The 26,479-nt window shown below is 37.0% G+C and carries 23 protein-coding genes; all 23 read right to left on the reverse strand.

Annotated elements, in window-relative coordinates; translation table 11 throughout:
- Nucleotides 1-94: 94 nt before the first annotated feature.
- Nucleotides 95-922 (reverse strand): 16S rRNA (adenine(1518)-N(6)/adenine(1519)-N(6))-dimethyltransferase RsmA, encoded by an 828-nt coding sequence (gene rsmA, locus ACQV2R_RS06160; RefSeq protein ID WP_428873343.1) that lies wholly within the window; start codon nt 920-922, stop codon nt 95-97.
- Between the two features lie 49 nt (nt 923-971).
- Nucleotides 972-1,547 (reverse strand): ribonuclease M5, encoded by a 576-nt coding sequence (gene rnmV / locus ACQV2R_RS06165; protein WP_428873205.1) that lies wholly within the window; start codon nt 1,545-1,547, stop codon nt 972-974.
- Nucleotides 1,547-2,332, reverse strand: a complete 786-nt coding sequence (locus ACQV2R_RS06170; protein WP_428891958.1) for a TatD family hydrolase — start codon at nt 2,330-2,332, stop codon at nt 1,547-1,549. Before ACQV2R_RS06170 ends, rnmV begins: the two co-directional genes overlap by 1 nt.
- Before the next feature lie 109 nt (nt 2,333-2,441).
- Nucleotides 2,442-4,478: a methionine--tRNA ligase gene (gene metG / locus ACQV2R_RS06175; RefSeq protein WP_428875184.1), complete on the reverse strand. Its 2,037-nt coding sequence runs from the start codon at nt 4,476-4,478 to the stop codon at nt 2,442-2,444.
- Between the two features lie 119 nt (nt 4,479-4,597).
- Complete coding sequence (locus ACQV2R_RS06180; RefSeq protein WP_428891959.1) at nt 4,598-6,022, reverse strand: NlpC/P60 family protein; 1,425 nt, start codon at nt 6,020-6,022, stop codon at nt 4,598-4,600.
- A gap of 194 nt (nt 6,023-6,216) precedes the next feature.
- Entirely contained in the window at nt 6,217-7,485 is a 1,269-nt protein-coding gene (gene tyrS, locus ACQV2R_RS06185; protein ID WP_428891960.1) for a tyrosine--tRNA ligase, read from the reverse strand.
- 65 nt (nt 7,486-7,550) lie between these two features.
- The gene (locus ACQV2R_RS06190; RefSeq protein ID WP_428891961.1) at nt 7,551-7,730 is read right to left on the reverse strand and encodes a hypothetical protein; all 180 of its coding nucleotides are present in this window, start codon (nt 7,728-7,730) and stop codon (nt 7,551-7,553) included.
- A gap of 10 nt (nt 7,731-7,740) precedes the next feature.
- Entirely contained in the window at nt 7,741-8,427 is a 687-nt protein-coding gene (locus ACQV2R_RS06195) for an NAD(P)H-dependent oxidoreductase (protein WP_428891962.1), read from the reverse strand.
- Nucleotides 8,428-8,555: 128 nt separating this feature from the next.
- Nucleotides 8,556-9,644, reverse strand: a complete 1,089-nt coding sequence (locus ACQV2R_RS06200; protein ID WP_428891963.1) for a hypothetical protein — start codon at nt 9,642-9,644, stop codon at nt 8,556-8,558.
- 61 nt (nt 9,645-9,705) lie between these two features.
- On the reverse strand, nt 9,706-11,118 hold the full coding sequence (locus tag ACQV2R_RS06205) for an ATP-binding protein (protein ID WP_428873194.1): 1,413 nt from the start codon (nt 11,116-11,118) through the stop codon (nt 9,706-9,708).
- Nucleotides 11,119-11,120: 2 nt separating this feature from the next.
- A complete protein-coding gene (locus ACQV2R_RS06210; protein WP_428873193.1) occupies nt 11,121-11,831 on the reverse strand; it encodes a response regulator transcription factor in 711 nt (236 codons plus the stop codon).
- Nucleotides 11,832-12,016: 185 nt separating this feature from the next.
- Nucleotides 12,017-12,433 (reverse strand): single-stranded DNA-binding protein, encoded by a 417-nt coding sequence (locus tag ACQV2R_RS06215; protein ID WP_428873191.1) that lies wholly within the window; start codon nt 12,431-12,433, stop codon nt 12,017-12,019.
- 72 nt (nt 12,434-12,505) lie between these two features.
- The gene (gene whiA / locus ACQV2R_RS06220) at nt 12,506-13,426 is read right to left on the reverse strand and encodes a DNA-binding protein WhiA (RefSeq protein WP_428873190.1); all 921 of its coding nucleotides are present in this window, start codon (nt 13,424-13,426) and stop codon (nt 12,506-12,508) included.
- A gap of 32 nt (nt 13,427-13,458) precedes the next feature.
- Nucleotides 13,459-14,493 (reverse strand): gluconeogenesis factor YvcK family protein, encoded by a 1,035-nt coding sequence (locus ACQV2R_RS06225; protein ID WP_428873189.1) that lies wholly within the window; start codon nt 14,491-14,493, stop codon nt 13,459-13,461.
- Nucleotides 14,465-15,391, reverse strand: a complete 927-nt coding sequence (rapZ, locus tag ACQV2R_RS06230; RefSeq protein ID WP_428873188.1) for an RNase adapter RapZ — start codon at nt 15,389-15,391, stop codon at nt 14,465-14,467. The genes ACQV2R_RS06225 and rapZ overlap by 29 nt, the downstream gene beginning before the upstream one ends.
- A 142-nt stretch (nt 15,392-15,533) precedes the next feature.
- Nucleotides 15,534-17,252 carry a phospho-sugar mutase gene (locus ACQV2R_RS06235; RefSeq protein ID WP_428875180.1) on the reverse strand — a complete coding sequence of 573 codons (1,719 nt, stop codon included), beginning with the start codon at nt 17,250-17,252 and terminating at the stop codon, nt 15,534-15,536.
- Between the two features lie 141 nt (nt 17,253-17,393).
- Nucleotides 17,394-18,338 carry a thioredoxin-disulfide reductase gene (gene trxB, locus ACQV2R_RS06240; protein WP_428875179.1) on the reverse strand — a complete coding sequence of 315 codons (945 nt, stop codon included), beginning with the start codon at nt 18,336-18,338 and terminating at the stop codon, nt 17,394-17,396.
- A 1-nt stretch (nt 18,339) separates the two neighbouring features.
- Nucleotides 18,340-19,392, reverse strand: a complete 1,053-nt coding sequence (locus tag ACQV2R_RS06245) for an NAD(P)H-dependent glycerol-3-phosphate dehydrogenase (RefSeq protein WP_428873185.1) — start codon at nt 19,390-19,392, stop codon at nt 18,340-18,342.
- Nucleotides 19,393-19,402: 10 nt separating this feature from the next.
- The gene (lgt, locus tag ACQV2R_RS06250) at nt 19,403-20,236 is read right to left on the reverse strand and encodes a prolipoprotein diacylglyceryl transferase (protein WP_428875177.1); all 834 of its coding nucleotides are present in this window, start codon (nt 20,234-20,236) and stop codon (nt 19,403-19,405) included.
- A complete protein-coding gene (gene hprK / locus ACQV2R_RS06255) occupies nt 20,229-21,170 on the reverse strand; it encodes an HPr(Ser) kinase/phosphatase (RefSeq protein WP_428873183.1) in 942 nt (313 codons plus the stop codon). Before hprK ends, lgt begins: the two co-directional genes overlap by 8 nt.
- A 122-nt stretch (nt 21,171-21,292) precedes the next feature.
- A complete protein-coding gene (locus ACQV2R_RS06260; protein ID WP_428873182.1) occupies nt 21,293-21,586 on the reverse strand; it encodes a PspC domain-containing protein in 294 nt (97 codons plus the stop codon).
- Nucleotides 21,586-23,331, reverse strand: coding sequence for a DUF4097 family beta strand repeat-containing protein (locus tag ACQV2R_RS06265; RefSeq protein WP_428891964.1), 1,746 nt, complete (start codon nt 23,329-23,331; stop codon nt 21,586-21,588). The genes ACQV2R_RS06260 and ACQV2R_RS06265 overlap by 1 nt, the downstream gene beginning before the upstream one ends.
- Before the next feature lie 188 nt (nt 23,332-23,519).
- The gene (gene uvrA / locus ACQV2R_RS06270; protein WP_428875175.1) at nt 23,520-26,366 is read right to left on the reverse strand and encodes an excinuclease ABC subunit UvrA; all 2,847 of its coding nucleotides are present in this window, start codon (nt 26,364-26,366) and stop codon (nt 23,520-23,522) included.
- Nucleotides 26,367-26,479 lie beyond the last annotated feature (113 nt).

The raw sequence follows: 26,479 nt of genomic DNA on the forward strand, positions 1-26,479 counted from the left end.
TAGTTTTATCCCGCAAATTTTTAAAATTTCAGGACATTTTCATTTACGGTTGACATGTATTATCGTCTAACATTATCGTCTAACAATTATTCTATCAATTTCTTTCACTTAAAATGTTAAAAAGCTTGATAAACTCATCCAAATTTAATGTTTCAGCGCGACGGCTAGGTAAAATATCCGCCTTAGCAAAGCAACTTTCTAAGTAAGTTGCTTCTTGATTGGGATAATAAACTTTTAAATTATTCCACAGGGTTTTTCTACGTTGTTTAAAGCAAGCTTGAACAAACTGTTGAAATGACCTACTGTTTTTAAAGTTGTGAGATGGATTTTCTAAGCTCGTTAATTTTAACACAGCAGAATCGACATTGGGTCTGGGCATAAAAACAGTGGGAGGGACAATAAATGCTAATTCCGCTTTCATTTGAAGCTGAATAGCCACTGTTAGTGAATTATAAGCTTTGGTTCCTACTTGCGCAGTCATGCGCTCAGCTACTTCCTTTTGCATCATCATGACTAAAGAATCAAAGGACAACTGGCTAGCTAGTAAATGCATAATGATAGGCGTCGTAATATAATAAGGTAAATTAGCGACCACCACTAAGCGTTTACTTTGGTGTAAGTAAGCATAATCTGATTGACTAAAATCAACTTTTAAAATGTCTCGATGAATAACTTCAACGTTTTCATAGGGAGATAGGGTATCTTGAAGAATATTTACAAAACGTTGATCTATTTCAAATGCCAACACTTTCTTAGCAGATAAGGCCAAAAACTCTGTCAGAGCACCTATTCCTGGACCTATTTCGATAACGGTTGTTTCTGAATCAATCTCTGCTACTTCTACTAACCTTTGTAGAATTTGAGGCTCTACTAAAAAGTTTTGCCCTAAACTTTTCTTCATTTTTATATCATACTGCTTCATAATCGAACTTGTACGACTGGGTGTTGCTATTAGTTTATGATCAATATCTTTATTCACTTTCTTCCCTCCTTTTTAAATAAGCTAGTATCTCTTGACGACTTACTTGGTACTTAGCCAATTGCTTTTGTAACTGCTTAGCGTTAACGTGTCCTAAATTAAAATGATTAGCTACTGTTTGCCTTAAAACATTGGCTTGCTCTGTTCCAGCTAGACCCATAGCCACCAGTTCTGCCATGGGTATCGGTTTCAATTCTTTTTGAGGCGACATCTTTGTTACTTTACTTAAGGCTGCTTGAATATCGGCTGCACTGGCATGTTCAATTCCCAAAGAATCTTTTTTACGGTGTGAATTTGCAGCTTCTTGGCTTAAAAAAGCTTCTTTAACGCTTGGAATTTGAGTACGAATAATTCTGCGAATGCGCTCGCCAGGATAATCAGGATCAGTAAAGACTATTACGCCAAATTGCTTATTAGCTTCTTCAATTCGGCTGAGGATTTCTTGATCAATGGCCGACCCATTGGTTTCAATCACTTTAATACTTGGGCCAAAAATCTGATTAAGACGTTGGGTATCAGATCGACCTTCTACTACCACCACTTCGGTGGGCACTTCTATTTCTTTCATTAAGCTTCCTCTTCTGGTTGCCAATTAAATAGCTTAAAGGCATTTTCACTTGTTATCCGGGCAACTTCTTCGACGGAAAGGTTTCTAACTTCAGCCAACTTTTCCGCTACATACTTAACGAAAGCTGGTTCGTTTTGCTTTCCTCTCATTGGAACAGGGGCTAAGTAAGGAGCATCTGTTTCGATCAATAGTTTGTCTAGTGGTGTAATGGCCGCAGCTTGACGGACATCTTCCGTCTTTTTAAAAGTGACCACCCCACTAAAAGATAAGTGCATACCTAAATCTAAAAAGCGCTTCGCCTCCTCAGGTCCTTCTCCAAAAGAGTGCATAATTCCCCCAGCTGCTGGAAGCCCTTCTTCCTTAAGAATTCGGTAGCAATCTTTGGTTGCTTCGCGATTATGAATAGTAATTGGTAGATTATGTTCCTTGGCAATGGCTATTTGCCTTCTAAAGACTTTAGCTTGAATATCTTTGGGAGAGGTATCCCAATGATAATCCAAACCTATTTCACCTAACATTTTGACACGATCTAATTCTAACCACTTATGTAAATCGTCTTCAAAAGTTTGATCATAATAAATGGTTTCGGTGGGATGACAACCTACCACACTAATCAAATGCTTATGCTCTTGGCTAAGCGTTAGACTGCGCTCGATGGTAGGACGATCAAAACCAACAACTGCTAAAAAACCGACGCCTGCTTCTTTAGCTCTTTGTAAATATTCTTCTTCTTTCCCATGAAATTGGGAGACATTTAGATGAGTGTGTGTATCAAATAATTTCATTTTTTCCTCTCCAATCTTTTGTTATTTTAACATAACTCGTTCTTTTCAAACAGATAGGCTCATTAAACATAAAAAGGACAAGTGCGAATACTTGTCCTTTTTATTCTTTTTACCCAATCAGTGAACCATTTTTGGCTTGATCTGGGGCAAAAACTAAATGTAAATCTTTGCCACTTTCAGCAGATAAAATCATACCTTGACTAATATGACCCATCATCTTTCTCGGTTTAAGATTTGCCACAACCAAGACTTTTCTGCCAATTAACTCTTTGAAATCCGGATAGTATTTTTTAATACCCGATAAGATTTGACGATGACCTTGGTCACCTGCATCCAGTCTAAAGCGTAACAACTTATTGGAGCCTTCTACTTCGTCGACATCAATAACTTCTGCTACTTTAATTTCAGTTTGAATAAAATCATCAAATGCTACTTCTGCCGTTTCAGCATAGCTTAACTGAATTGCTTCCGGGTCCCAGTCAGGATCAGATACTGTTAAATTAGCTGAAGAAATATCCTTTTGACTTTCAAGAGACATGGCTTCTTGTAAATAAGTAATCTCTTCTTCCACTTCCAAACGAGGAAAGATAGGAACACCTTTTTTAATTACCTGCGCATTTTCTGCAAATTGACCAAAAACTAGATCGCTTAAATTAGCGTTTATTTCTTCCTCAACACCCAATTGTTTGAAGATTTCCAATGGAGCCTGTGTCATAAAAGGTCTTAATAAATGACCGATGATGCGTAAGCTTTCTGCCAAATGGAACATTACAATGGCTAAACGATCTGTTAATTGTGAGTCTTTTGCTAAATTCCAAGGTTCAGTTTGATCAATATACTTGTTAGATCTAGAAACAATCGCCATTAAGGCGTCAATCGCTTTATCAAAAGCCATTAATTCCATTTTTTCATGGTATGCTTCTAAATGATCTGTTAAATAATTAGTGAACTCTTTATCCAAATCATTTTGTGACTGCAAAACTTGCTTGTTAGGTACGGCACCTTGGAAGTATTTATTAATCATCGCAACAGTACGGTTGAGCAAGTTTCCTAAGTCATTGGCTAATTCAGTATTGATGCTTTTAACGAAGTCTTCTGGTGTAAATACAGAATCACTCCCCAAACTCATCCCTCTTAAAAGATAGTAACGAGTCGCATCAAGACCATATCGTTCAATCAAAATCTCTGGGTAAATCACATTCCCTTTGGATTTAGACATCTTGCCATCTTTCATGACAATCCAACCATGGGCATAAATACGTTTCGGTAAAGGAAGATCTAAAGCCATTAATAAGGCGGGCCAATAAATCATATGGAAGCGCGAAATATCTTTGCCTAAGACGTGAATATCCGCAGGCCAAAACTTTTTAAAAGCTTCATCATTATCGCTACCATAACCTAAAGAGGTGATATAATTAGATAGTGCATCAATCCATACATAAACAACATGTTTAGGATTTGTCTTCACTGGGATTCCCCAACTGAAGGAGGTCCTTGATACTGCTAAGTCTTCTAAACCAGGTTTGATAAAGTTATTAATCATTTCATTTTTTCGAAATTCAGGTAAAATCACTTGATCATCGGATTCGTAATATTCAATTAACCGATCCGTATATTTGGCTAATTTAAAGAAATAAGATTCTTCTTTTACTAGCTCTACTTCATGGCCGGAAGGAGCAATTCCTCCCACGACATTACCCTTTTCATCTTTAAAGACTTCCGCTAGCTGCGTTTCGGTAAAATACTCCTCATCACTGACTGAATACCAACCTGAATATTCACCCAAATAAATATCGCCTTGTTCTAATAATTGGTCAAAAATCTTTTGAACCGCTTGAACATGATAGTCGTCAGTAGTACGAATAAAATGATCATTGGTTATTTCTAGTTTTTGCCAAAGCTTTTGAATTTCTTCAGCCATTTCATCAACATATGCTTTGGGCTCTAAATTTAATTCCTCAGCTTTTTGTTCAATCTTTTGACCATGTTCATCAGTTCCAGTTACAAAGAAAACATCGTAACCCATTAAACGCTTATAGCGTGACATGGTATCAGCAGCAAGAGTGGAATAAGCATTTCCTATATGCAATTTACCACTGGGATAATAAATCGGTGTTGAAATATAAAAAGTTTTTTGTTCGGTCACGGATGAGTGCCCCTTTCAAATAAATTATCTCTCATATTATATCATAGATTAGAAGCAGTCTTTTGCTTAATTAAATGATTGTATAAAAAAAGAGTCAGTTTCCTGACTCTCATTAATTTTTATAAGACTCTTACCGCAAACGATGGGGTAAATGTTGAAATGTTTGAGTAACCTAAAGGTGTGCCTGGTTGAGAAGCATGAATATAATTTCCTCCACCAGTTGCTAAAGCAACGTGGTAAGTTCCTCCAGGACTACCCCAGAAGTATAAGTCACCTGCTTGTGCTTGGTCTATTGAAATTCTAGTGCCCGCATTTTCTTGAGCACCAGTCCATCCACCAATTTCCATACCATAGGTCTCTTTGAAAACATATTGAACAAATCCTGAACAGTCAAATCCTGCTGGAGATTTACCTCCCCATACATAAGGGATACCAATATATTTTTCAGCATTTCCGATTAATGATCCAGTATTATAAGACAAGTCTGGCGCTTGGACTTCTTCGATTACTTCTGCAGTGGTTGCAATCACTTCAACCGCTGTTGTTTCTAATGGCTCAAGACTCGTTTCAACAACTTGTGTTGTTTCAACTGGCGCAACAGTGGTTTCGATAGCTTGTGTTGTCTCAATTGGCTCTAAACTTGTTTCTACTGCTTGAGTTGTAACAACTGCTTCTTCACTTTCAATTGTCTCTAGTGAAGCAACAACTTCATATGAAACTTCTGCTGTTTGTGTAGTCTCTTGAGATGTTTCAATTGTTTCTAATGGTGCTACTTCTGAAGTTACAACATCTTCACCAGATTCAACAACTGCTTCTTCAACTGCTTGTATGTTCTCAATAATTGCTACTTGAGTTGCCGCTTCAAAGGCCGCTGCTTCTGCTTCTAGAGCTAGACGGTTTTCTTCAGCTAATTCTGCTTGTCTAGTTAATTCTGCGTAAGCTAATTCTGCTGAAGCTGTTTCAACTTCTAAATCACCTTTTAATGCTTCTAAGCTGATCATTTTATCAACTTTTGTTGCTTTAGCTTTTTCAGTCGCTACTTTTTTAGCTTCAACACTTGCCATGTCTTCTTTTTGACTATTTAATAAATCCTTATTAGAAGAAACCAGCTTGATAATTACATCCATTCGTCCAACGAAATCAGAAAGTGATTCTGAAGATGCTAAAATATTTAGGTAGTTGGTAGTTCCACCTTTTTCTTGAATAGCAACCGCTTGTTCAGCAATTAACTCTTGACGCTTGTCAATCATTTCTTGTAGTTCTTCAATTTCTTGGTTTAATAATTCAATTGTTTGGTTATCGTCTGAAATCGAATTTTGAAGTTGCTCAGCCTCTTCTTTAATTGTTTCAATTTGATTGTATGAATTTACTAACTGAGCATATAGCTGAGTTTGTTCAGCATTTAAATTATTTACTTGATAATCAATGTTTGCATTAATACCCTCAATATCTTGAGCATAGATTGGTAAACTACTAACTGATGAAAGTATAATTGATGAAGTTAATAATGTCGTTAATAGCTTCTTAGAAAATTTGATTTTCATTCTTATTAGCTCCTCTTTGAACTTTTATTTAAATATATCTATTGATACTTTTCTCTTAACAAGAATGATATTAACACATTAAACATCAAAAAAGGGCGTTTTCGTTGAATCGTATAAGACTTGTAACCTTATTGAAACATTTGAACAGATAAAAACATCCTTAGAAATTTTCTAAGGATGTTTTGAACCAACCGCTATTTTAAAGTGACCAGTGTATAGTGTTTTTTCCCGCGTCTGACAATAATATAAAGTTCTCCAATGGCATCTTTTTGACTGATTTCATAATCCAAATCAGTTACTTTTGTGCCATTAATTAATATAGCACCGTTGCTAACAAATTCTCTGGCTTGTCTTCTGGACTGAACGATCCCTGTCTCCACTAGCCAGATTACAATATTCATTGCTTCTTTATTCGCTAGTGCATGCGGCATATTTTTAAATCCTGCTTCAATTTGTTGAGTAGTTAGATTACCCACATTACCGGTAAACAGAGCGTGAGTAATTTTTTCGGCTTCTTCTAATGCTTCTTGACCATGCACAAACCGTGTGATTTCCTCAGCTAAACGACGTTGTCCCTTTCTTAAATGCGGTTGTTCAGCCACTTCTTTTTCTAAAGCTTCAATTTCTGATTGCTCGAGGAAAGTGAAATATTTTAAATATTTAACAACATCATCATCTGCTTGATTAAGCCAGAATTGATAAAATTCATAAGGAGTCGTCTTTTCTGGATCTAACCAAACAGTTTCTCCTCCTGCTGATTTGCCAAATTTAGTACCGTCTGACTTAAGCATTAAAGGAATAGTTAAACCATAGGCCTCTGCTTCTGTTCCTTCCATACGACGGATAAAATCTAAACCTGCTGTAATATTTCCCCACTGGTCACCACCACCGACTTGTAATTGAACATTTTGTGTTTGGAAGAGGTAATGAAAATCAACGGATTGAAGAATTTGGTAGGAAAATTCAGTAAATGAAATTCCATTTTCAAGTCGACTGGCTACAACATCCTTAGCCAACATCGTATTAACATTAAAGTGTTTACCATAATCTCTCAGAAATTCTAATAAAGAGAGTTTACTTAACCAATCATAATTATTCATTATTTTGAAAGTATTATCAGCCGAATCCCCTTTTAAGAACAGTTTTTCCATTTGTTGTGTCAGCTTCTGAGCATTTTTTTGGACTACTTCCATTGTTTGTAAGCTTCTTTCACTGGTTCGACCTGAAGGATCGCCAATCGATCCTGTTGCCCCTCCAATCAAGACAATCGGTTGGTGACCGGCTAATTGAAACCGCTTTAAAACCATAAAAGGAATTAAATGCCCAATATGCATAGAATCCCCCGTTGGATCTACTCCGCAGTATAAGGCAATCGTTTTTTTAGATAATAGCTTCTCTAAACCCTCTGCATCTGTTTGTTGATTGATAGCGCCTCGCCACTTTAAATCTTCAATTATTGACATCACATTCACTCCCACTCGTTCTTTCGTTTTAGTATAAAGTCTATTCTACTATCTTGCAAGCCTATCTAAGACCAAGCTTTGGGACTCCATGCATTAGCATCTAATTGGTCTCTATTTTGTTCAATTCTCTTCTCTTGCTCTTTCAAAACAGCTAAAGCTACCTTTAAAACAGCACGACTTGGATAATCTTTGCAACTTTCTGCCCATTTTTCAATAGGAACTTGGAACATCTTTGCTTTTTGCATATTATCTTTACTACTCCTCATCAAAAAGTTCTAATTCTTTTAGCTCGTCTGCTTGGTCAATTAATTTCTGAATAAATTGGTCATATATATGCTGATCAAGCGGGTCTAAATTTATTTTTAGTCGATCAAGTTCTTCTAACAAAACATTCACCTTATCTTCTAGTAAATAAAGTCGACCTGTTTTTAAATAAGTCACGTAATCAATCATTAAATGATATTTTTCTTCTTCTGTTAAATAATGAAATTGTGAAATAATAAAAGGTGGACGATACTTCATAGCAAAATCGTTTGCCCAAGCATAATAAGGTGACATTAAGTCCGCTAAACTAACTCCCGCTCGTTCACCTGGTTGAAAACTTTCGAGTCTAGAACCTACCGTTAATACAATTCCAAATTCTTTATCTTGTAAAATTTTCACTGTCTGTTTAAAGTTTAATTGATCATTAAACACTTGGTCCATCCAAACCTTTAAGATTGCCGGTGCTTGATACCAATACAGAGGAAATTGAAATAAAATACGCTCATAATCAGCCATTCTTAAAAGCTCTTGTTTGGAATCAAAAAAACCTTTGTCTTGCCACTCAGCCGTTAAATCAACGTAGTCTGTTTGGGTGAGTGCTTGGCCACTAGCTAATAAAAATTGCTGGCTAGAAGAATTTGCTAGCTGATCATGGGCGATAAAGCATAAAACATCCATATCTTTCCTCCTTATTTCTTATATCCAATTATTTTAACAAAAGCACTCCAACTTCCAATAAATAACCTTTTAATAAAAGGCATGAATTGAAGGTGAAGTGCTTTTCTTAATTAAAAATCAAAGGCATATTAGTAATAATTATCGTCATTAACTTCAGATGTCTCGATTACTTGTGTCGATTCAACTGGTTCAGATGTTCCTGGTCGAACAGTTGTACTTGGAGGTGTTGGCTCTGGATTAGTCCATGAGTTTTCTGGTTCCTCGTAATAATAATCGTTAGAAGTCTCAACAGTTTCAGCTATCTTTTGAGTTGTTTCAACTACTTCAACCGTTGTTTCCTCTGATCCTTCGAAAAGTTCCTTATTATCTTCAAGAGCTTGACTTAAACGCTCAGATGGTTCCAAAGAGCTAACTAAGAGTTGATAGTATTGTGGCACATCTTTAGCTATTTTTGCCACTTCCTTAATCACTTTATGGGTATAAGTATCCGCTTTTTTATTCATTGTTTTATATAGAGAAGGAAGTGAATTTTTGACTTCTAATAATCGCTGATCGAATTTGCGCATAGCTTGTGCTATTTTACCAATATTACCATCAACGATGTCAATTTTTTCTACATCTTTGAAAAGTTCTAAAAGTTCATCACCTTCAACAACACTTTCTTCCACTTGATCAATCAGAAGATTAATCGCCTTTTGAAAAGCATCTAATTCTACTTCTTGATTTGAATCCGACGTCTGCTCATCAATTCCAATTTCTTCATAGTAATATTCTTCTTTTACCTTGAACACTTTTTCTTTAGTGAGCCCTTCGCGGATCATTAAATCTTCATTCACTTCATTTCCACGGATAGCATCTTTGGTTCCTGCAAAGAAGTCATTGACCTCATTTTGTGCTTGGAAACGTTTTTCAATTTCTTTCAACTGATCAAGATATTGATTCTTAACAGTCGTTGATTCATTCAACTTATTAATATTCTTTTTAATTGGGTCTATCATTTCCACTTGGAATGATTCTTTTAAGAAATCTTGGTTTTCATCATAATATAGCTCATCAATTTGAGATTGAATATCGTCCAAAATGTTGGTGAATTCTTGGTTAGGCTTTTGAACAAGATTAGCTTTTGAATTTGAATTTACGTAAGCGTTCAAAGTAATGACTCCTACTAAACCTAAAATAAGAGCAATAGATATTATGCCTTTTAAAGTTTTCCCCACTCGATAGTCCTCCTTATCATGTCAGTTTTGTTAGTTATCATTAACAAGGGTACATTATAGCTTATTTGTTTTGACGTGGCAACGTTATTATAAAAACTGACCCTTTATTGAGTTCGCTCTCAACTTCTATTTTCCCATTATGAGCTTCAACCAAGGATTTGACAACAGCCAAACCGATGCCAGATTCCCCAAACTTTGTGTTTTTTCTTGAAACATCAACTTTATAAAACCTTTCCCATATGGAACGAATCTGATCGGTGTCAATCCCAATACCATGATCGATCACTTTTATTTGAGAACCTGCGTCTACCATTTTAGCTTCTAAAACAATCTCACTATCTTGCGAAAATTGAATGGCATTGGTTACTAAATTAATCAAAACTTGAGTAATACGATCATAGTCTGCCCATAAAGTGAAATCTGGTGCAATTTGACTAACTAATTGATCATTCTTTTCTTTAGCTTTTACTTGTAATTGGGTTTTTATATTTTCAAATAAAACTTCGGTATTGATAGAAACTTTATTTAGGCTGATTTGTTTGTTACGTATTCGTTCATAATCTAAATTTTCATTAACTAAACGTGTCAAGCGCTGCGTTTCAGAGTGGATGAGTTCCAAACTGCGATCCACTTGATTTTCAGGAATCATATCGTAACGTAAACCTTCTAATAATCCACTCATGGTTGTTAGAGGGGTTCGCATTTCGTGAGCTACATCCATCATGAATTGTTTCCTTAATGTCTCTTGTCTTTCAACTTCCGACTCATATTGAACAAGAGAATCTGCCATCTTTTGAAAATCTTTAGATAAATCAGCAAATTCATCCTGACCTTTGGTATTCACCTTAATTTCATAATTTCCAGAAGCAATTTCTTGACTGGCTTTTCGCAGCTGTTTTAACTTATTAGTCTGATAGATTGAAAAGAGAACACTCATCCCTAAGCCTGCAATACCTGCTAATAAATAAGCAAATAATACTTTTTCTTGCATGGCCGTCACTTTTTCTTCTAAATCTTCTAGTGGTGCCCCTAAACTAATAAAACCTGGAGGAAAACCTGCTACTTGATTTTCTTTCAAAGGAATGTAGACCGTTGCCATTTGTAACTGCGTGTCTGGGTCTACGTATCTTTGTGAGTAGCGTAAACCAACATTTCCACCCTTAGCAATCTGTTCCAGATCTTCTTTACTCAACTTCGAACCAAAGCGCTGATCATAAGTAGGATAAATTATTCGTCCATCGGACAAATTCACTTGGATAATTATTTTTTCACTTGACAGTAACTGGGATGCACGAACCAAATCTTCTCTCGAAAAATAATTATCAACTATATTTTCACCATAACGCAAGAGCTGCAATTCACGATCCTCATAGATCTTCTTTTCCATATAATCGGAAATACGGTATGCAGAAACCGTTAGGGCAGTCAATAATACTATTAAGAAAACAATTATTTGCTGCCATAAGAACTTCATAATTAATCACCTAGTTCTTCAAATTTATAACCAACTCCCCAAACTGTTTGAATCAACTGGGAACCATAACGCTCTATTTTTTGTCTTAATTTTTTTATGTGTGCATCTACTGTTCTTTCATCACCAAAAAAGGGATCTTCCCAAATACTCTTGAGTAATTGCTCTCTGGTAAACACTCGCTTAGGATGCTGAGCAAACATTACAAATAAATCAAATTCCTTAGGTGTTAAACTCTCTATTTTTTTATCGTGATAGTAAGCTTCACGTGTAGAAGTATTGATTTTGACAGTTTTTGTTTCAATATCAAACTCATTTTCTTCTTTAACAGCTGCATCAGCTGAAACTACTTGAGCTCTTCGATGCAGAGCTTTCATCCTCGCTAATAACGTCAAGGGACTGAAGGGTTTGGTTACATAATCATCCGCGCCCATTTCTAAACCAATCACTTGGTCGCTTTCAGAATCTTGAGCAGTTAGCATAATAATAGGCGTCTCTTTAGAAATCTGTCTAATTTTGCGACAAATGGTCATTCCATCCATAGAAGGTAGATTTAAATCCAGAATAACAATGTCCCAAATGTTAGGTTGCGTCCGATAGGCTTCAAATCCTTCTTTTCCATCACCATGAAAGCTTGCTTCAAAATTTTCTTTTTCAAAGAACATCCCCATCATTTCACAAACGGATTCATTATCCTCAATCATTAATATTTTCATTTGGCTTCCCCCTTTTTAAGAACCTACTGTTTTTTCTATTATACACAAATCTTATTATAAGAGACACTAGGTCTTCTCCACTCAGTCCAAGGTAGTATATAACATTTATAGTTTTTGGGCTTATTATTTTATAAAAACAAAAAACCGAGCAAGTATTTGCTCGGCAACTTTTTTAAAACAGCTAATCAATTTGAAATATCATTTAACACTTGCTGAATCGTTTCTTGGGACACCTGCATATCTTCCGCCTTCATCTCCATCTCTTGATTAGAAACCGCCTTAGATTTCGGCTTGTCCAAGAGAGTAATTTCGCTGGCATTACATTCAATAACATAAATTTCTTCTTTTTCAGCGTTGAGATAGCTGCGACTTTGCATCATTCCTGATAAAGCAATGCGTTGCCCCTTGCATGCATACTTGTGAATCAATTTTGCCAAACCGTTCCAAGCGACGAAAGGAATAAAGTCAGTCACTGATTCACCATTACGATCACGAAAAGGACGTTTGATTGCAATGACATTATTAGTAACAGCCGCTGAATCGCCAACCTCTTTTAACTGTATGTCTCGACATAATCTACCAACAAAAGTTACTTGATTCATATAATTCCTCCTTAATGGTGTTAATATTAAATACCAAAAAAGAAGTTTAAAAGTGCTAAGCAAATATATTATTTAGATTTTTTCGGCCAATTCAACAATTTTTCTCAACCGATGATTAACTCCCGATTTCGAAATAGGTCCGTTAGGAATTTGCTCTCCCAACTCTCTTAAGCTCATATCTGGATTTTCAATACGAAAACGTGCCATTTCTTCTAATTTTTCCGGTAAAGAGGACAATCCTTTTTTGGCTTCAATTCGTTTAATAGCTGCAATTTGTTTTTGCGAAGCATCAATTACTTTATTAAGATTAGCGTTTTCACAATTAACTAAGCGATTAACTGAATTCCTCATATCCCTAACAATCCGCACATCTTCAAATTTTAAGACTGCTCGATTGGCTCCAATAATTACTAAAAAGTCAGCGATTTTCTCTGCCTCTTTTAAGTAGGTGATATATCCGTTTCTACGAGCAATTGTTTTTGCATTTAAATGAAAATCATTCATCATTTTACAAAGATCTTCATTATGATCCTCATAACTCGAGTATATTTCTAAATGATAAGAGTTTGACTCCGGATTATTCACCGAGCCTCCCGCTAAAAAGGCTCCTCGCAAATAAGAGCGCTTCTTTGGGTCGTTTTGCATTATTTCGGGAGCCACTCTTGAGATGAGGCTTAATTGATCAAAAATTTCTAAATCTTCTAAAATTTCTTGTACATGATAACGACAGCGCACAATATAGACATTGTTCTTTTTTAATTTCATTTTGCGCCGAACAATCAGTTCGCTTTCAGCATCAAAGTAGTCCTTGAGTAAGGTATATAACCTTCTTGCGATTGCAGCATTTTCACTTTGTACATTTAAAATTAGCTTTTGTTGATAAATAGAAACCGCACCATTCATGCGGATCAATGCCGCTAATTCTGCTTTGGCATGCTCTTTGTGAACTTCTAATAATGTACATTCTTTTTTTACTTCTGCTGCAAATGTCATCCTACTCTCTCCTTAACCAACATTTAGTCCATTTATAAAACTGAGTGCTTATTTGAATCAGAACTATTTTTATCAAGCAAACGCACACTATTCAATAAGTGCCCTAATTCTTCAACAACCTTATCCGTATCATGATAAGCGCCGCCTTCTTTCATACTTAAAAACTCACTAGATATAACCCGACATCCTAAACGACGCAAACCATTGAAATCGTGTTTTACTTGAAGCAGATACTCTTTGTTTGGTTGATTGATAATATATTCTTTGGGAACTTCTGTAGTATTAACCAAAACGGTATCGACAAATCGAACTCCCAAATGATTATGTAATACTTCAATATGATCTGCATCCGTAAAGTTTTCTGTTTCTCCTAATTGAGTCATAATATTACAAATATAAACTACCTGAGCATTGGTTTTTGATATCGCTTGCCCAATCTCATCAATCATTAAATTGGGCAAAATAGAAGTATACAAACTGCCTGGACCTAATACAATTAAGTCTGCTTCCATGATTGCTTCCACAACCCTTGAAGAAGCCTTAACGGCAGGTTTTCCTTCAATAGTCATTACATTAACTTCTTGAATGCGTTTACGATGGTGGGCTATTTTCGACTCGCCAACAGCGATCGTTCCGTCTTCAAATAAAGCTTGCAAAATTAATGGTTCAGGAGCTGCTGGTAGGATTTGACCATTAATATTCATAAATTGCGATAAGATATCAATGGCTTCCGACAGTGAGCCTTTCATTTCCTTTAAAGCGGCAATCAAAAGATTTCCAATGGCATGGCCTGCTAAAAAATCATCATCCGTGTTAAAGCGATATTGAAAGAGTTCAAGTAAGACTGGGTCTGCTTCGGAAAGAGCTGACATACAGTTACGGATATCTCCCGGTGGAACAACGTTAATATAATCACGAATAACGCCAGATGACCCTCCGTCGTCGGCAACAGTAACGATTGCTGTAATGTTGGCATCTAATTTCTTTAGCCCTCTTAAAATTACAGGCAAGCCGGTTCCCCCACCGATTACCGCAACTTTATAACGAGCTTGACGCATCTGATTCATTTCTAGCAACCTTCTTTAATACTTGGTTTTGGTTTTTTGCCATATCACGGTGATTAACATTTGTACAATAATTCATGCGAGTAAAATGTTCGCCAATTCTTTCAGCTAGGGCCACTGAACGGTGTTGCCCCCCTGTACAACCAATCGCTATCACAGCCCTACTTTTGCCTTCGCGTTTATAGCCAGGAACACAATAATTTAATAAGTCGATTAGCTTATTATAAAAAATTTGACTTTCCGGTTGACTCATAACATAATCATAAACCGCATTATCCACTCCAGTTAATCCTCTTAAATCTTGAATATAATAAGGGTTAGGTAAAAAACGCACATCCATGACAACATCTGCATCTATTGGAAGACCATACTTAAAACCAAAAGAGACTACATCTATTCTAAAGGTAACTTGCTCCTTTTCAGCAAAATGTTCCATAATATAAGCTCTTAGTTGTCTGGGTTTCATTTCAGAAGTGTCTACAATCATTTGAGCACGCGTTCTTAAATCGCGTAATAACTCTTTTTCTTTAGCAATCGCACTCAATGTTGAGACTTCATTTGCTTGTGATAATGGATGATGTCTACGTGACTCCTTATAACGAGAAACCAATTCTTGGTCATTGGCTTCTAAAAAGAGAATTCTTGAAGTAACATCTTGATTATTATCCATCGTACCGATTATATCCGATAACTCATCAAAAAACTCCCGTGTTCTTAAATCAATTACCATAGCGATTTTAGTGATTTTACCTGATTCTCGCATCAATTGCCAAAAGGTTGGCAAAAGACTTGGCGGCATATTATCGATGCAGTAATATCCAAGGTCTTCAAAACTTTGAACAGCAACGGTTTTGCCTGCACCACTCATCCCAGTGATAATGACTAATTCCAAATTTGACATGGTCTCCCTCTTTTCTTGGTGAATATTTATTACTCTCTATTATATCACAAATTAATTTCTACTCTATCTATGAATCTTTTAGCTAAAAAAGCTGCTGAAATCCACTTTCTTAAAAAGAAAAAGATTTCAGCAGAGATTTAACTTACTTAATCAATTGATTCAAAAAGGCCTCTAAACTCACTATTTTGTCATTTGCAGCCTGTTCACTTTCAGCTTTAGCGCCCATATATAATTTTATTTTTGGCTCTGTGCCACTTGGTCTTAAGGCAATCCATGATCCGTCTTTCAATTTATATTTTAAAACATTGGATTTAGGATATGAAAGACTGGATTGTTTACCATCTGCATAAATCAAATTACTATTTAAATAATCGTAGGCTTCGGCAACAGGAATACCAGCTACCTCCGTCAAGCGATTAGCCCGCGTTTCATTCATTAACGCTTCCATTTCTTGCTTTCCATCAAGTGATGTAAAAGAGATGGATAAAGTTTTTTCTTTATAATAACCATATTCTTCATAAATTGACATTAGCGCTTGTGCGAGGGTTTTGTTTTGTTTTTTATAAAAGGCTGTAATTTCAGCCAACATTACTAAGGCTTGAATAGCATCTTTATCACGTGTAAAGCTCTTCAATAAATAGCCAAAACTTTCCTCAAAGCCCATAATGAAGGTGTGCGCTTTTGATTCTTCGTACTGTTTAATTTTTTCTGCAATAAATTTAAAACCTGTTAAAACATCTACCGTCTCAACCTTATAGGCTTTAGCAATTTCTTCTGCTAGATCTGTTGAAACAATCGATTTTATGATTACACCATTTTCAGGTAATTGATCTTTGGCTTGGTATGCTTTTAACATATAGTTCAACATTAAGCAGGCGATTTGGTTTCCTGATAGCAATTGATAATTTCCTTCTTGAGTACGAATCATCGCACCTAAACGATCAGCATCCGGATCTGTTGCTAAAAGAATATCAGCTTCAATATTTCGCCCAATTTGTTCAGCCAAGTCAAATGATTCAGGCGATTCAGGATTAGGGGATTTAAGAGTTGGAAAACCTCCATCTGGTTCTGCTTGCTCTTCAACAACATGGATGTTAGAAAACCCTGCTTGTTCTAAAGCCTGCATCCCTAGATACATTCCCGTACCGTGTAGTGGAGTAAAAACAATTTTTACTTCTTCTGCCATCTCAGCAATTAGATTAGAATCAATCGTTACTTTAGCAATCTCAGCTAGATAAGCTTGATCCACACGATCACCAATAATTTCAACTTTACCTGACCCTAACAATTCCGTCTTATTTCCTACTTCAATGACTAGTGGATCTTCAATGGACCGTACAAACCGAGTTAACTTATCCGCATCTTCTGGTGGCATTTGACCGCCATCTTCACCATAGACCTTATAACCATTATATTCTGCCGGATTGTGACTAGCCGTTACCATGATACCCGCATAAGCATGTAAATAACGCACAGCGAAAGACAAGGTAGGTGTTGGACGTAGGCTTTCATATAAATAAACCTTAATTCCGTGCTTACCTAAGACTAAAGCGGCTTCCATTGAAAACTCGGGGGAATAGTGTCTCGAATCATAGGCAATAACAACACCACGCTCTTTTGCTTCTTGACCTGCTTCATTGATTAACATGGCTAAACCTTCTGTTGCTTGTCTAACTGTATAAATATTCATTCGGTTCGGGCCCGCTCCTATAATACCGCGCATCCCTGCCGTACCAAAGCTTAAAACATTATTAAAAGCATCTTTTGTTTCATCGCCAGCTTGTTCTTCTAGAGATTTCTTGACCGCTTGGTCAAGATTTTCTTTGTTTTTCCATTTTTTATATAATTCACGCCAAGGCATATTCTCGCCACCTTTCTCATTGTTATTTATTATATCATGATTGGGATAAAATAGTAGAAATTTGACTAATCTCCCACGTTTTTAGTTATTTCTTAAAAAGACTTACCTTTAAAAATAGCCAAGTCTGATTAATTATAAAAATTAGTCTGCTAAGGTTTGAATATATTGGTAAGCCATATGGCCTGCATGACTCCCGTCGCCAACAGACGTGGCAATTTGACGTAAATGTGTTTGGCGAACATCTCCTACAGCAAAAATGCCCGGAATCCGCGTTTCCATTTTTTCGTTGGTGATAATCCATCCTTCTTCATCCGTAATATCTAGATGGCTAACCAACGAAGAGTTCGGCACTAAGCCAATGTAGATAAAGACTCCCTCACAAGGATATGTGTAGCGTTCGCCGGTTTTTCTATTTCGTAAGAACACGCCTTCTACGGATTGATCACCTATAACTTCTTCAACAGTCGTATCCCAAATGAAGTCAATTTTATCATTTTTGAAAGCACGCTCTTGTAATATCTGTTGAGCTCTAAGACTGTCTCGACGGTGAACAATGGTTACTTTATCAGCAAACTGAGTGAGGTAAATTCCTTCTTCGACAGCCGAATCTCCCCCTCCTACAACCACTAAGTGGCGGTTACGGAAAAAGAAGCCATCACAAACAGCACAATAAGAAACTCCTTTACCACTTAAAAGATTTTCCCCTGGAATATCTAACTTTCTATGCTGAGATCCAGTAGCAATAATGACAACAGGTGCTACATAGATGTTCTTGCTGGTAATGACATGTTTTACTTGGTCATGTAACTCAATTCCAACCACCGTTTCCATTGAATGCTGCGCGCCAAACTCCATAGCAGATTCAAAAAATTTATGAGCTAATTCTGGACCGGCTATTTTAGAAAAACCTGGATAGTTCTCTACATCAGCCGTATTATTAACTTCTCCTCCTGGTAGACCCTTCTCAAGAATAATTGTTTTTAAATTGGCACGTGAAGCGTATAGGGCTGCCGTCATTCCTCCAGGGCCAGCGCCTACTATCACAACATCGACATTAATCATTGTCTTTTCAATCGTATCTTCCATCTTATCTTCCTTTCTCTGAGGTGATCACTTCATTGTGTTGGGCTAAAGAGGCTTCTTGTTTGCCAGAGCGATTCATTAATTGACTAACCACTTCTTTAACATCTGCTCCTTGATAAAGAACTTGATAGAGGCCATTAGTAATTGGCATATCGACTTGATATTCTTGTGCCAACTCATAAGCTGCCAGGCAAGTAAAAATACCCTCAACCACCATCTGGACTTCTTCTGTCACTTCTTCAACGGTTAAGCCTTTAGCCAACAAATTACCAGCTTGCCAATTACGTGAATGAATGCTGGTACAAGTTACAATGAGGTCTCCAACTCCACTTAAACCAAGAAAAGTTAGCGGGTCTGCCCCTAAGCGTATACCCAAACGCGATATTTCAGCCAAGCCCCGTGTAATTAAACCGGCCTTAGCATTGTCCCCGTAGTTTAAACCATTAAGAATTCCTGCGCCTAAAGCAATAATGTTTTTCAAGGCAGCGCCTAATTCAACCCCTATCACATCCGTGTTAGTGTATACACGGAAATAATTATTCATAAAGAGCTCTTGAACAGTTTCAGCAGCTTCTAGCGATTCACTGGCCGCGGTAACGGATGTAAGATCTTCGCGTGCGACCTCTTCCGCATGGCTAGGACCGGATAAGACGACTAAAGCTCTGTAAAGATCTGTGGTCAGCTCTTCTTGAAGCACTTGAGAAATACGCAAGTGACTTTTTTGTTCAAGTCCTTTAGACACATGAATAATTAAAGGAGGTCGCTCCATTTTGACTAAAAGTTTATTTACTTCTTTAGAAACCTTACGAATTGCTTGGGTGGGTACTGCGAAAAGCAAGACTTCTGCTTTCTTTAAGGCTTGTACTAAATCAAGCGTTGCTTTAACAGTCTCATTCAGCTCAAATTCTTTAAGAAAATGCGAGTTGGTATGTTGTTGATTAATCTCATCAACCACCTGAGGATCAATGCTCCAAATAGTAACACTATGTTGATTGTCTGATAAGACTTTTGCTAGAGCAGACCCCCACGAACCTGATCCTAGAATTGTAATGTTCATTTTTTTCTCCTTATCTTGCAATATCTGATTCCTTATAGAAGGGAAGTGTCAAGTGGACTCTTCGATAAATCATAATTGAAATAGCACTTACAACGATAATTAACGAAAAAACTTGTGAGACTCTAAAAGGTCCCCAATAAAGACTATCTGTTCGTAAACCTTCAATCCAAGCTCTACCTATACCGTACCAAACTGCATAAAAGCTTGCGACTTCTCCTTCTTTTAAGAAACGCTTCCTTCTTATCGTCATAATTAAAACAAGACCGATAAAGTTCCATAAAGACTCAAATAAGAAGGTGGGTTGACGATATTGCCCTTGGACTTCCATTTGATCAATGATAAAAGTAGGTAATCTTAAATTTTCTAAATAGGAGCGACTCACAATCCCTCCGTAAGCCTCCTGGTTAATAAAATTACCCCACCGCCCAACAATTTGTGCCAACATCAAGGCAGGTGCTGCCATGTCCATTTCTAATGCTGCATTTAAATTATCTTTACGAATAAAATATATTAAGGTTAGAAAGCCCGCAATAATTCCGCCATAGATTGCAATACCACCGTTCCAAATAGCAAAAACACTCAACAAATTATCTTGATAGGACTGCCAAGAAAAGGCTACATAATAAATTCTAGCCCCTATAAAACCGATGATAATTGCCCAAAAAAGGCGATCAAAGGCCTTATCTGGATCGGCCCCTTTACGTTTAACTTCCCTTATATATAAGAAATAGGCCAATAACATTCCGAAACCAATGATTAGCCCATACCAATAGACAGGCCAACTTCCAATATGAAAGGCGATGCGATCTATCTTCATAAAAATTGAGCCGAAAGAATTAATCATTAGTCACCTCACGATTAGACATGATCAAAGCATCTAATTTAGCATTAAAGGCATCTGTAGCATCAAAGCCCATACTGTTGGCTCTGAAATTCATAGCGGCTGCTTCAATAATAGCTGCTAAGTTCCGTCCTGTTTTTACCGGTATTCTCGTTCTTGGGATTTGAACATCAAAAATCCGGTCGTATTGTTGACCAGACCCTAAACGATCATATTCAATTTGTCCATCATCTAATACCATCTCGATAATTAATTCTAACTTTTTAGAACGTACAATGGCCGAGACTCCATAAAGACTCATTACATCAACAATTCCCAAGCCACGAATTTCTAATAAGTTTTGTAGAATTTCCGGCGCTTCACCAATTAGGGTTAGCTCATCCACCATAAAAAATTCTACTCGGTCATCGGCTACTAGACGGTGACCCCTTTGAATCAACTCTAAAGCGGTTTCTGATTTGCCGACTCCAGAGGTGCCTGTTAACAAGACTCCCATCCCAAATACTTCAAGAAAGACTCCATGCTTTGAAAAACGCTCTGCTAATTGTCCTTCTAAATAATTGGTTAGATTTGCCAAGACCCGGCTAGTACGAGAACGAGCTGAAAGTAGTGGCACCTGACGTTCTTTAGCTATTAAAATAAGTTCTGAAGGTATAGATATTTTTCGAGCGACTACAATAGCAGGCGTATCTTCACGACAGATAGAGCGGAATTTCTCAATACGTTCTTGGCTAGTCAAGGTATCTAAATAAGCTGTTTCTGTTCGACCGATTAATTGAATCCGATCACTCGGATAGAATTCTTTGAAGTCTGCCAGAATAAGTCCTGGTCTTGAAACTTCACTGGAAACAATTTTCTTATCGACATGTTCATGACCATAGACAATCTCCACATCTAAAGTTTCAGTTAATTTTTGGACTGTCACATATTTTCCCACGGTCCGATCCTCCATTCATTTTTCTCTAAAATGGTATCATAGAAAGAGCCTTCTGACTAGCAAATGGCGCTATCATTAAAAATGAGCCCTCACCTAATAAGATGAGGGCTCGTTTTATTTTTCTAAAAGTCACTCCAGTTATCGTCATCTTGAGGAGTAATATCTTTAATCACCTGATGAGAATTAGTTTCTGAATATTTCTTTCCTTTACGACGTAAAGAGGGTTTGCCAACTTGATAATCATAGGGTATAATAACCGCCATTAAAATGTATGGGAAAAAACCCACTCCTGCTGAAAACATAGCAATCAGAAAAATTAAACGGACTAAAGTCGAATCAATATTAAAGTATTCTGCTATACCACCACAAACACCAAAAATGCGGCGATCGGATGATGAGCGTGTTAATCGTTGCATTATTTACCTTCCTTTCCTGTCTCAGAATCTCCATCTTTTAGGTACAAATCTCCAAAGGTAATACTTGCATCAATCTGAACTTCTTTCTGATCCAGATGACCGGGACGATTGTATATAAATGATTTACCACCATCAAAAATTTCTTGTCGGTCTAAGCCAGACATTCGATGCTTAATTTGTCCTTCAGAGAGATTACCTCTTGCGGTGAAAGCCTGTTCTTTTAGTAAGCTGACTTTAAGGTCGCCATGAACAGCTGAAAGTGAGATGTTAGCTGGTTCGATATCTTTTTTAGTAATGTAACAATCTCCATTAACTGTACTGGCCTTAATATTACCAACTGGTCCAACAATTCGGAAGTCTCCATTAATATTTTTAAGACTAGTTGTTTGGATGGTTGAGTTTTTAATTTTTACATCACCATTGACTAGATTCAAACCTAATATATCAGTTGAGATGTTTTTAAGTTTAACATCTCCTAATTTTGTGTCAATATTCACTTCATCTGCCTTGGTATCAGCAAGACGGATGTCTCCTCGCTTACTAGAAATGATTAGATTGTTTACTTCCATTTGTTTGACTCTTATATCTCCATTAAGGGTATTTAAAACAACTGAATGATATAGCTTATGAGGCAAGCTGATCTTGGCATCCATAGCTAAATTCATAGCATCCACATGAAAAACCAATTTATTTTCAATGGTGGTTATAGTTACTTTTTCTTTGAACAAGTCAACCGTTAGCTTATCTTGTCCACCCATCAGCTTAATAACAGCCTCTACTAAAATGTCGTCGCCTTCATGGAATTCTACTTGTAAATCACCATTTAATACATTAAAATCCATCGCTGTTAAAGTTGCTCCATCAAAGGAAAAAGTATGGTCTAATACTTGACTCTTAATCCAAGGCACATTGAAAGATACATTAACATCCTTAGTGGTGAAATTATTGAGTGAGGATTTTATCAGATCCTTCACTTGCTTGCCAAGGCGTTTACCTTCTCTGCTTGCTTCTTCTTTAAATTGGTGCGCTTGCTCAGTAAGAACTTGGGTGGAATTAGAAATAAACCGTTTAAATTCAGGGTCAGCTTGTTGATTTTCTTTACATTCTTCATATAGATCCTCTTGCTGATCATAAAGTCCTTCGACTTGCTGTTCTAAATGCTTAATTTCACTGTCAATCGCTCTTTCTTGTAAGGTAAAATCTTTGACCTGATCTTTCATCTCAGTGGTCAGTTCTTCAATTTCAGCCAGAATTTCTAGTTCTCTTAACCGCTGTTGGATAATAATCTTTTCTTCATTAAATTGATGAAGTCGCTCATTAGCCTCTTCAATTTCTTGCTGAATGGCCTGCCCTTTTGTTTCAAAAGCTTCAGCCTTTGCTTGATAAGAAGCATGTTCTTCTTGATCACTGGTCTGTTCTTTAAAAGAAGGTCTGTCTTTTGTTTCTTTACGGTTTTCCAGTGAATCATTGACCTCTTTAACGACTTGATTGCTTGCTTGAGCTACTTCTTTCACTACACTTGTCCCTGCATTCACTGCTTGATCTACCATTGAACGAACCAGGCGGTTGAGGTCATCTTTTACCAATGTCTTGCTCTCAATTTTAGTGTCTTTTGTCTTAGCGCTATCCTCAGTAGGTTCTGATGAGTCGTTTGCCATACCACCTGCTTCAAGTAATCTTAAGGCTTCATCCATAGATATAATTTTTTGTCTAACTAATTCGATAATTCTTTCTTTCTCGTTCATAATAATCCTCCTAATTTATACTGACCCTCTTCATCTTCTATTATGCTAGTTAATTACTCTTTAATCATAGGTCCCTAGGCTGATATTTGTTTTTAAAGAAATCGTTATCTGATTCCTGTTATTAGGATAGCGGTTATTATTAAAAAAGCATAGGCCGGACGTCTTAATTTCCCAGCCTATGCTCTCTATTATCGAAAACCCTTATCTTTATCGCGCTTCAAAATATCTTTTAAAAATTTGCCAGTATGACTCTTTCGTTTTCTAGCGATTTCTTCCGGAGTACCAACAGCCACTACTTGACCTCCGTGACTACCACCTTCGGGCCCCATATCAATAATATAGTCTGCCGTTTTAATTACATCAAGATTGTGTTCAATAATAACTACCGTGTTGCCAGCCTCTACTAATCGATTAATAACATTCATTAATTTAACAATATCATGAACATGTAATCCAGTAGTCGGTTCATCCAAAATATAAAGCGTTTTGCCATTGGAAACACGATGAAGTTCAGCGGCTAATTTCATTCGCTGTGCTTCGCCACCCGATAAAGTGGTTGCCGATTGTCCTAACTGGATATAGCCTAAACCTACGTCTTGCAGCGTTTTCATTTTGCGCGCTATCTTTGGATGCGCATCAAAAAATTCCACTGCTTCATCGACTGTCATATTTAAGACATCACTTATCGATTGTCCTTTGAATTTAATTTCGAGTGTCTCTGAATTGTAACGGGCGCCATGACAGACATCGCACGGAACATAAACATCTGGGAGAAAATGCATTTCAATTTTCTTAATACCTGCTCCACCACAAGATTCACAACGTCCTCCCTTGACATTAAATGAAAATCTTCCTTTATTGTAACCGCGAATTTTAGCATCATTAGTATTCGCAAATAATGCACGAATGTCATCAAAAACAGAAGTATAGGTTGCCGGGTTAGACCTTGGAGTTCGACCAATTGGACTTTGATCAATTTCAATCACTTTTTCTAGCTCTTCAAATCCACTGATATCTTTGAATTTACCCGGTCTTTCCTGAGTAGAGGTTAACCGCTTAGCTAAGGCAACTTTTAAGATGCGATTCACTAAGGACGATTTGCCAGAACCGGAAACGCCAGTCACACAAGTTAAGCGACCAATTGGAAAAGAAACATCGATATTTTTTAAATTGTTTTCACGAGCACCCTTGACCTCAATCCAACCTAAGTCTTCCTGTCTACGTTTTTTAGGCACAACAATCCCTTTTTCGCCCCTTAGGTATTTACCAGTAAGAGAGTCAGGGTTCCCCATTACCTCTTGAGGGGTTCCAGCAGCTACAATTTTTCCTCCTTGATCGCCCGCACCAGGCCCAATATCGATTAGGTAGTCAGCTGCTAACATGGTCTCTTCATCGTGCTCAACAACAATTAGGGTGTTCCCTAAATCACGCATCTCCATTAATGAATGAATTAAGCGATCATTGTCTCGTTGATGCAAGCCAATTGAAGGTTCATCCAGTATATAAAGCACGCCGCTTAGTCGCGAGCCAATTTGGGTAGCTAAACGAATCCTTTGAGCTTCTCCTCCTGACAACGAGCCTGCAATTCGATCGAGTGTCAAATACTCCAATCCCACATTATCTAGAAAAGTCAAACGATCATTGATTTCTTTCATAATCGGTTGAGCAATCATCAAGTCATGCTCATCAAATTGTATATTTTCAAAATGTATTTTTGCCATATCAATAGACAATGCTGTCACTTGAGCAATATTTTTATCAGCCACTCTTACACTTAAAGCTTTTTCGTTCAAGCGTTGACCTCTACAAGTTGGACACTCTAACTCTTGCATATAATTACGCAAAACATCTCGCATATAATCTGAACTTGTTTGATTATAGCGTCTTTCAACATTATTAAAGATCCCTTCAAATGTCTGATCAACCGTTCGCTTCTTACCACCGTGCATGGGTTCAAAGGTAAATTTAAAGTGAAAGTTAGGTTGCCCATATTTGAGCGCTTCTTGTTGGTCCTTGGTTAATTCTTCATAAGGAAGGTCCATTGGGATACCGTAAGCTTTAGCAAATTGTTCTAGCATAGAAGCATAGTAGCCCGAACCTTCTTTGCCCCAAGGTAAAAAGGCTCCCTCACGCAAAGTTAAGGTTGGATCAGGAATAATTAAATCTTCATCAGGAGTTAAACGAGCACCCAAACCATCACAAGCCGGACAAGAACCGAAGGGTGCATTAAAAGAAAAAAGTCTTGGTTCTAACTCTTCAATAGAAAAATCACAGTATGGACAAGTATAATGCTCATTAAAATAAAGTTCCTCTCCATCAATTACATCTACAACTAAATAACCTTTAGAAGCATTCACTGCTGTTTCAACGGAGTCATAAAGTCGAGATCGAATCCCTTCTTTAATCACAATTCGATCGACCACAATTTCAATAGTATGACTGACTTTTTTTGAAAGTTCGGGAACTTCGGTTAAATCAAATATTTCTCCATCTACTCTTACACGAACATAACCTTCTTTAGCTACTTGCTCCAACACTCTTTTATGCTGCCCTTTTTGATTCCTTACAAGTGGTGAAAGAATTTGAATTTTACTGCGATCTGGTAATTCCAATAAGCGATCCACCATCTGTTCAACAGATTGTCTAACAATGGGTAAGTTGTGACGAGGACAGTAGGGAGTCCCTACTCTGGCATAAAGCAAACGTAAAAAATCATTAATTTCAGTAGCTGTTCCTACGGTTGAGCGCGGGTTCTTACTGGTTGTCTTTTGATCAATTGAAATGGCGGGACTCAGACCCTCAATCGAATCGACTTCCGGTTTATCCATTTGCCCTAAAAATTGACGTGCATAGGCTGACAAACTTTCTACATACCTTCTTTGGCCTTCTGCATATAGGGTATCAAAGGCAAGTGATGACTTGCCAGACCCCGATAATCCAGTCACTACAACTAATTGATCACGAGGTATTTCTATGTCTATATTTTTTAAATTGTGGGTTCTTGCACCCTTGATGGTAATTTTATCTTTAGTCAAAATAATCCCTCTCTTCTCTGTCCGTAAAAAAACTCTTCACCTCATTATAACACAGGTCACTTTCTAAACCAGAAAATTTGTTCGTATGTTTTCCCGAACGTTTAACTGGAATT

It is taken from the genome of Facklamia sp. P12937 (assembly GCF_050409505.1).
Taxonomy (GTDB): domain Bacteria; phylum Bacillota; class Bacilli; order Lactobacillales; family Aerococcaceae; genus Facklamia.

Bases quoted from the DNA above. Each gene is read 5' to 3' on its own strand.
- ACQV2R_RS06215 (WP_428873191.1), bottom strand. From the start codon at position 12,433: ATGAATCAAGTAACTTTTGTTGGTAGATTATGTCGAGACATACAGTTA.
- ACQV2R_RS06225 (WP_428873189.1), bottom strand. From the start codon at position 14,493: ATGAATCAGATGCGTCAAGCTCGTTATAAAGTTGCGGTAATCGGTGGG.
- lgt (WP_428875177.1), bottom strand. From the start codon at position 20,236: ATGATTAATTCTTTCGGCTCAATTTTTATGAAGATAGATCGCATCGCC.
- ACQV2R_RS06245 (WP_428873185.1), bottom strand. From the start codon at position 19,392: ATGAACATTACAATTCTAGGATCAGGTTCGTGGGGGTCTGCTCTAGCA.
- ACQV2R_RS06260 (WP_428873182.1), bottom strand. From the start codon at position 21,586: ATGCAACGATTAACACGCTCATCATCCGATCGCCGCATTTTTGGTGTT.
- ACQV2R_RS06195 (WP_428891962.1), bottom strand. From the start codon at position 8,427: ATGGATGTTTTATGCTTTATCGCCCATGATCAGCTAGCAAATTCTTCT.
- whiA (WP_428873190.1), bottom strand. From the start codon at position 13,426: ATGACATTTGCAGCAGAAGTAAAAAAAGAATGTACATTATTAGAAGTT.
- ACQV2R_RS06265 (WP_428891964.1), bottom strand. From the start codon at position 23,331: ATGAACGAGAAAGAAAGAATTATCGAATTAGTTAGACAAAAAATTATA.
- tyrS (WP_428891960.1), bottom strand. From the start codon at position 7,485: ATGTCAATAATTGAAGATTTAAAGTGGCGAGGCGCTATCAATCAACAA.
- rnmV (WP_428873205.1), bottom strand. From the start codon at position 1,547: ATGAAAGAAATAGAAGTGCCCACCGAAGTGGTGGTAGTAGAAGGTCGA.
- ACQV2R_RS06235 (WP_428875180.1), bottom strand. From the start codon at position 17,252: ATGCCTTGGCGTGAATTATATAAAAAATGGAAAAACAAAGAAAATCTT.
- trxB (WP_428875179.1), bottom strand. From the start codon at position 18,338: ATGGAAGATACGATTGAAAAGACAATGATTAATGTCGATGTTGTGATA.
- ACQV2R_RS06205 (WP_428873194.1), bottom strand. From the start codon at position 11,118: ATGAAGTTCTTATGGCAGCAAATAATTGTTTTCTTAATAGTATTATTG.
- ACQV2R_RS06210 (WP_428873193.1), bottom strand. From the start codon at position 11,831: ATGAAAATATTAATGATTGAGGATAATGAATCCGTTTGTGAAATGATG.
- ACQV2R_RS06170 (WP_428891958.1), bottom strand. From the start codon at position 2,332: ATGAAATTATTTGATACACACACTCATCTAAATGTCTCCCAATTTCAT.
- rsmA (WP_428873343.1), bottom strand. From the start codon at position 922: ATGAAGCAGTATGATATAAAAATGAAGAAAAGTTTAGGGCAAAACTTT.
- rapZ (WP_428873188.1), bottom strand. From the start codon at position 15,391: ATGTCAAATTTGGAATTAGTCATTATCACTGGGATGAGTGGTGCAGGC.
- ACQV2R_RS06190 (WP_428891961.1), bottom strand. From the start codon at position 7,730: ATGCAAAAAGCAAAGATGTTCCAAGTTCCTATTGAAAAATGGGCAGAA.
- ACQV2R_RS06180 (WP_428891959.1), bottom strand. From the start codon at position 6,022: ATGAAAATCAAATTTTCTAAGAAGCTATTAACGACATTATTAACTTCA.